Annotated in this window: 4 protein-coding genes and 1 pseudogene; all 5 read right to left on the minus strand. The window is 60.1% G+C overall.

Annotated features, from left to right (window positions below):
• A partial coding sequence (locus K8W16_RS10425) for a Clp protease N-terminal domain-containing protein (RefSeq protein WP_304123404.1) occupies positions 1-1,855 on the minus strand: 1,855 nt, incomplete at its 3' end.
• A 146-nt stretch (positions 1,856-2,001) separates the two neighbouring features.
• Positions 2,002-2,310 carry a chaperone modulator CbpM gene (locus K8W16_RS10430; protein WP_304123406.1) on the minus strand — a complete coding sequence of 103 codons (309 nt, stop codon included), beginning with the start codon at positions 2,308-2,310 and terminating at the stop codon, positions 2,002-2,004.
• A 28-nt stretch (positions 2,311-2,338) separates the two neighbouring features.
• A complete protein-coding gene (locus K8W16_RS10435; RefSeq protein WP_304123408.1) occupies positions 2,339-3,274 on the minus strand; it encodes a J domain-containing protein in 936 nt (311 codons plus the stop codon).
• 417 nt (positions 3,275-3,691) lie between these two features.
• Positions 3,692-3,967: a hypothetical protein gene (locus K8W16_RS10440; RefSeq protein ID WP_304123411.1), complete on the minus strand. Its 276-nt coding sequence runs from the start codon at positions 3,965-3,967 to the stop codon at positions 3,692-3,694.
• Between the two features lie 90 nt (positions 3,968-4,057).
• Positions 4,058-4,338: pseudogene (locus tag K8W16_RS10445) on the minus strand (tyrosine--tRNA ligase); the annotation flags it as partial.

A 4,338-nucleotide genomic window follows, 5' to 3' on the forward strand; every position in this document is an offset into this window, starting at 1 on the left:
TGCCTACGCCGGTGGGGCCGAGGAAAATGAAGGAGCCCAGGGGACGATGGGGATCGGAAAGACCGGCGCGAGCACGGAGTACTGCGTCCGACACGGCCTGCACGGCCTCGTCCTGCCCGATCACGCGCTCATGCAGGCGGGCGGGAAGTTCCAGGAGCTTTTCGCGCTCCGACTGCAGAAGCCTTGTTACCGGGATACCCGTCCAACGCGCTACAATATCGGCCACGTCGTCGGGGCCCACTTCCTCGCGCAGCAGACGGTTTTCCTTGCCGTCGCTCACGGCGGCCGCCTTTTCCTCAGTTTCCTTCAGCTGCTTTTCCAGCTCAGGGAGCGTGGCGTACTTGAGCTGCGAGGCTTTGGCAAGGTCATAGGAGCGTTCCGCTTCCTCGATCTGATGGCGGGTCTGCTCTATTTTTTCCTTGAGGGCACGCACGCCTTCAATGGCGCCCTTTTCCGCTTCCCAGCGTGCGCGCAGGGTCTCCTGCGTGCCGCGGATATCGGCAAGTTCGCTCTCCAGCTTCTGGAGACGCTCGCGGGAAGCATCGTCGGTTTCCCGGCGCAGGGCTTCACGTTCTATCTCCAGCTGCATGACTTTGCGGTTGATCTCATCCAGTTCCGAAGGCAGGGAGTCTATCTCCGTGCGGATCATGGCCGCCGCTTCATCGATAATGTCAATGGCCTTGTCGGGAAGCTGCCTGTCGGAAATGTAGCGCTGCGAAAGCACCACGGCTTCCACTATGGCGGAGTCGCTGATGCGCACGCCGTGATGAACCTCAAAACGCTCCTTGAGCCCACGCAGGATGGAAATGGCGTCCTCCGTATTCGGCTCCTCCACAAGCACGGGCTGGAAGCGGCGCTCCAGCGCCGGATCCTTTTCAATGTACTTGCGGTATTCATCAATGGTGGTTGCGCCTATGCAGTGCAGCTCGCCCCTGGCCAGCATGGGCTTGAGCAGATTGCTCGCGTCCATGGCGCCGTCGGTCTTGCCCGCGCCCACGATGGTGTGCAGCTCATCGATGAACAGGATGATGCGTCCCTCGGCCTTCTGCACTTCGTTCAGCACGGCCTTCAGGCGCTCCTCGAACTCGCCGCGATACTTCGCACCCGCAATGAGCGCGCCCATATCCAGAGCGATGAGCTTCTTGTTCCTGAGTCCTTCGGGTACGTCACCCTTCACGATACGGTGGGCCAGGCCTTCCACAATAGCCGTCTTGCCCACGCCCGCTTCGCCTATGAGCACCGGGTTGTTCTTGGTACGGCGCGACAGAATGCGTATGGTGCGGCGGATTTCCTGATCCCTGCCGATGACGGGATCGAGCTTGCCCTTCCCCGCATCCTCCACAAGGTCGCGCCCGTATTTGGAAAGCGCCTCATAGGTATCTTCGGGGCTTGCGGAAGTCACTCTCTGGCCCCCGCGCACTTCGGCAGTGGCGCGCAGGAACTTTTCCTGATCTACGCCGTTCTTGCGGCAGATATCGCCCATGGCTCCGCCCGCATCGATGAGCTGCGCGAAAATATGCTCCACGCTGATGTACTCATCCTTCAGGCGACGGGCCAGCTCTTCCGACTGGGCCAGGGCGCGGGCCAGACGCTGGGTAATGCGTATGGCCTGCTGATCCACGCCGGAGCCTGTGACGGAAGGCCTTTTATCCAGCGCCTGCTCCAGTTCCGCGGCCACCACTTCAGGCCTGACGCCCATACGGTTCACAATGCCGGGAACAAGTCCGTCCTTCTGCCTGAGAAGGGCGAGAGCCAGATGTTCGACGTCCACTTCCTGATGATTGCGCATGAGGGCGATGTTCTGAGCGTCGCTCAAAGCCTCCTGCGCCTTCATGGTAAACTTGTTCATATCCATAACCTGTCCTCCCTGCGGAACCGGGAAGGCCTGCGGCCTTCCAAAGCCCGCACTTCAGAAGTCGGCGCAGATTCGTCTGCGCCGTGCGAAATTTTTTTCTTTATGAAAACCGGGAACCTCCCGGAAAGGGGGCCTTTCGGCCGAAGCTACCTTCTCTCCAGCTCACGCAGGCGCGTTTCCAGGCTCGCGATGCGGTCCAGAAGGTCGACAATGATGGTGCCTGCCACGCAGGGCATCTCAAAATCCTCGCAAAGGCGCGAGAGTTTCCTGGTACGGTAAACGTCGGAGCGGCGGAACAATACGGCATGGGTCGCGCGGCCCGCCGGTTCCAGCCAGCCAAGCTCCATGAGCTCCCTCACGCGTTCCTCGGGCGTGCCCGTCTGTTCCAGAAATTCGGCCCAGGCTATCAGAGCCGAGGCTGCGGGAGAGCACGCGGTTATCATTTCAATCGCCATATCCCACCTCGAATATCACTCTCAGAGCCTACTGACGCCCGGCAAGAGCCTTCCACAGTTTCAGCTGCTCTTCGTTCAAGTCCTCCGGTTTCGGAACGCTGATGGCGATGTTCACATATTCATCGCCACGGCCCGAAGCCGGGCCAAGGCCGCGTCCACGCATGCGGAGCTTGCGCCCGCTGGAAGAGCCCGCAGGGATGTTCATCTCCACCTCGCCGTCCAGCGTAGGTACGCGTTTTTTCGCGCCGAACACGGCTTCCCAGGGCTGCAAGGTCACGTCGCAGGTAACATCCAGCCCATCCACCCGGAATACGGGGTGCTTCGCATAGCGCACCGTGAGGTACAGATCTCCGGCGGGATCCCCGGGATTGCCCTTGCCGCGAAGGCGGAGTTTGCCGCCGTCGCGTATGCCGGCAGGGATGGTGATCTGAAGGTTGCTCGACGAACCGCCGCTGGAGAGCGTCACCTGTTTGGTGCCGCCCTTGCGCGCATCTTCGAGGGAAATCTCGATTTCAGCCTCCACGTCGGAACCGCGCCGGGAACGCCTGCCGTAACTTCCGCCGAAGGAGGAGAACGGATCGCTCTCCGCACGTCCGCCGAAGCCGCCGCGCCCCATCTGGCCGAACAGCGCCTCAAAAAAGTCGCTGTTCATTCCGCCGCCGAAGCCGCCCTGTGTTCCGTTGAAATTGAAGTTGAAGTTCTCAAAGCCCGGGCCGCCGGTGAACTGCTGGCCGTCCTTCCAGTTGGGGCCGAGCTGATCGTACATGCGGCGCTTTTCCTCGTCCTTGAGCACCTCATAGGCTTCGTTGATATCCTTGAACTTTTCCTCAGCGCTCTTATCGCCGGGGTTCAGGTCGGGATGATACTTGCGGGCGAGCTTCTTATACGCCTTGGCGATTTCTTCTTTCGATGCCGAACGCTCAACGCCCAGCAACTTGTAATAATCCTTGTAAGCCACACCCATATCATGTTCTCCTGTGATGCATCATTTTCCTGCATCGACATTGAAATAAGCATGCCCGCCCGGCAGTCAAGGGGGAATCGTTCCTGATTTCAACATACAGGAGAAAACGGTGACAACTCCGCCCCTTCCCCCGGACTTTGAGGACGTGCAGCATGGCTCACTCTGAAAAAACACGTTTTTCCGCAGAAAAACAATGATAAGCCGTCGCCCTCTGCGCCGTCCTTTCAGACCCATGCCCGGCCGCAGCTCGTCTCTTAGGGAACATCTCCTGCCCCCTTCCTGAGAGTCGGACGGCTTCCGCCCGTATGCTTCCTGTATGCATCCTCAGGATAACCGTCGGCTTTTTCCCATGAAAAAAAGCCCGGCTGCGCATCTTTTCCGCGCAACCGGGCTGCCGTAGTTTTTTTTCGTCTCGGCTCAACCGCTGCTCATGACTGTTCTCACCAGCACATGCTGGCCGGGATAAAGGGGTGTGTCAGGTGTAAGCAGGGTATCGCCGCAGGCCACAATGGCCGTCCCCTGGCGTAATCCCAGGGTTTTGAGCAGGATCCCCACGTTCTTGGCCTTCATGCGGGGCACCTCCTCCACGGATTCTTCCGGCTGACGAAGGACGTGCACCACCTTTGCCGGCCAAGGTTCTCCCTCGGCAGGACGAACGCCGTCGAGCAGCGCGGCGCGGCCCTCAGCTGTCATGAGTTCCGGGTCACGGTAGGGACAACGGCCAGGGCATCGCGTTTCAGCGCAGCGACCGAAAGGTTGAGGCTTGATATCCAGCATGTCGACCTACTTCACGGTAAGAACCACAAAGCCCTTCTTACCGTACTTGAGTGTATACTCCCCGGCAGGCAGGGGCAGAAGACCGTCGATGATCTTTTCCCCGTTCACCTTGAGGGAACCGGCCGCAATCTTGCGCTTGGCCTCACCGCGGGAGGGTACAAGCCCGGTGGCGGCAAGAATGGCCACAGGGGTGCAGTCGTCCTCGGCGGAATTCACGCTCCAGGTAATGGCGTCTTCCGGGATACCGCCCTTCCTGAACACATTGTTGAAGCCTTCGCGCGCAGCAA

The sequence above is a fragment of the Mailhella massiliensis genome (assembly GCF_020741395.1).
Lineage (GTDB): Bacteria > Desulfobacterota > Desulfovibrionia > Desulfovibrionales > Desulfovibrionaceae > Mailhella > Mailhella massiliensis_A.

Excerpts from the sequence above, each read along its gene's own strand:
- K8W16_RS10430 (WP_304123406.1), bottom strand. The coding sequence starts at position 2,310 with ATGGCGATTGAAATGATAACCGCGTGCTCTCCCGCAGCCTCGGCTCTG.
- K8W16_RS10435 (WP_304123408.1), bottom strand. The coding sequence starts at position 3,274 with ATGGGTGTGGCTTACAAGGATTATTACAAGTTGCTGGGCGTTGAGCGT.
- K8W16_RS10440 (WP_304123411.1), bottom strand. The coding sequence starts at position 3,967 with ATGACAGCTGAGGGCCGCGCCGCGCTGCTCGACGGCGTTCGTCCTGCC.